This is a genomic window from Microcoleus sp. Pol12B4, assembly GCF_036701385.1.
GTDB lineage: Bacteria > Cyanobacteriota > Cyanobacteriia > Cyanobacteriales > Microcoleaceae > Microcoleus.
Map to the genome: position 1 here is coordinate 8,878 of NZ_JAUBQR010000033.1, position 1,471 is coordinate 10,348.

3 protein-coding genes and 1 other RNA gene are annotated in these 1,471 nt (G+C 46.0%); all 4 read left to right on the top strand.

All coding sequences use genetic code 11. The annotated features are described in order from the left end of the window. Positions 1 to 50 precede the first annotated feature (50 nt). Positions 51 to 317, top strand: a complete 267-nt coding sequence (locus QUA38_RS07060; protein ID WP_015179070.1) for a YciI family protein — start codon at positions 51 to 53, stop codon at positions 315 to 317. 23 nt (positions 318 to 340) lie between these two features. Then, positions 341 to 437, top strand: an RNA gene (gene ffs, locus QUA38_RS07065) — signal recognition particle sRNA small type. A gap of 23 nt (positions 438 to 460) precedes the next feature. Continuing rightward, entirely contained in the window at positions 461 to 841 is a 381-nt protein-coding gene (locus tag QUA38_RS07070) for a phasin family protein (protein WP_172191785.1), read from the top strand. Between the two features lie 198 nt (positions 842 to 1,039). Beyond that, positions 1,040 to 1,471, top strand: a 432-nt coding sequence (locus QUA38_RS07075; protein ID WP_333160392.1) for a hypothetical protein, incomplete at its 3' end; no start/stop codon positions are given.

Genomic DNA, 1,471 nt, shown 5'->3' on the forward strand with positions numbered 1-1,471 from the left:
CGATCGCCCATTCCCAATCTAAAATATAAAATCTAAAATCCCAAATAAAAATGCCTTGGTTTGTCAAAATTGAGCAAGGAATTGTCGAAAAGCCTGTCTTTGACCAATACGTGCCAGCTCACAGAGCTTATGTCCGAGAGTTGATTTCTAAAGGACACCGAGCGAAAACTGGCTACTGGGCGAGGCGGGGCGGCGGTATGTTGCTGTTTGAGGCGGGTTCGATGGATGAGGCGAAGGCGATCGTCGCTGAAGACCCGCTGGTGAAGAACGGTTGCGTTATTTATGAAATTTATCACTGGTGCGTGGTTGAAGAATAAATAACTGTGTTATACTGATAAATGAACTGGACCCACGCGATTCCAACGCCCAAATCTTGTCAGGACCGGAAGGTAGCAGCAACACGGGATGCTTGTAATAGGCGTGGTCTCCGGTTCACCCAGTTTTATGAGGTATAGCTCCTATGCCTGGTTTCGGAGATATTTTACAAAAAGCAGTTTACCTTGGTGTCGGGCTAGCTTCCTACGCTGGTGAAAAAGCTGGCAGCAAGTTAACTGAATTACGCACTGAAGCCCAAAAGCTGGCAGACGAATTGGTGAAACGGGGTGAGATGTCAACGGAAGAAGCCCGTCGCTTTGTTGACGATATGGTGCAACAGGCTCAGCAGCAGCCCCCCGTAGAATCGGCTGGCGACAAAAAACCGGCTGAACCTCGGCGGATTGAAATTGTTTCTGAGGAAGAAGATGTCTCGGTAAAAGATGCTAAAGAGACAGGCGGCGTAGACAAGCTCCGCGAACAGGTGCAGAATTTACAAGAGGAATTGCGGCGGCTGAAGCGGGATTAAGCAGGAAAAAACTCGCTCAGCAAAGCAGGAAGGGAACTCAGGATAATACTCTTGAGTTCCCTTTTTGAATATCTCCCCTGTCAGATGTGGACGGATATCAGGCAATAGGTAATAGAATTGAAAGTAGGTGCGATCGCTTCGCATGAGGCTGGCTGCACCTGTCTGTAAAATATTTTGTAATAGCAAGCTGTCAAATTCATGGAAGATTGGTCTAAAGATTTTTTTGGAGTAATGGAAAATGCTGTTTCTGAAGTAGAGCATTTTTTCAGCGAAATGGGCGAAGAGTTTGTCGAAATGCTGGACGTTTTGGCAAAAATGTCGGAAGAGTTTACTGAACAAGTACAAAATAATCTGATTAATGACATTGACAGTTATTTCAATGAATTTGACGGTTTATTTAATGAATTTATCGAACCGATAATTGAAATTTGCCGCGACTTCGACCCGGAGTTTGATGAGATAGATTTGTCGATGGTGACTTATGTAGACCCTTCGCCGACGCAGCAGCCGGCTTGTCGCGGTTGTCGCAACTATCACGGTCAAGTTTACGGGGGAAATTTGTTGGTTTGTGCGATGCACCCTACTGGTGTGGAATCGGAGAGTTGTGCTGATTGGGAAACTGACAGCGAT

Coding starts and splice junctions, on each gene's coding strand:
- QUA38_RS07060 (WP_015179070.1), top strand. CDS start 51: ATGCCTTGGTTTGTCAAAATTGAGCAAGGAATTGTCGAAAAGCCTGTC.
- QUA38_RS07070 (WP_172191785.1), top strand. CDS start 461: ATGCCTGGTTTCGGAGATATTTTACAAAAAGCAGTTTACCTTGGTGTC.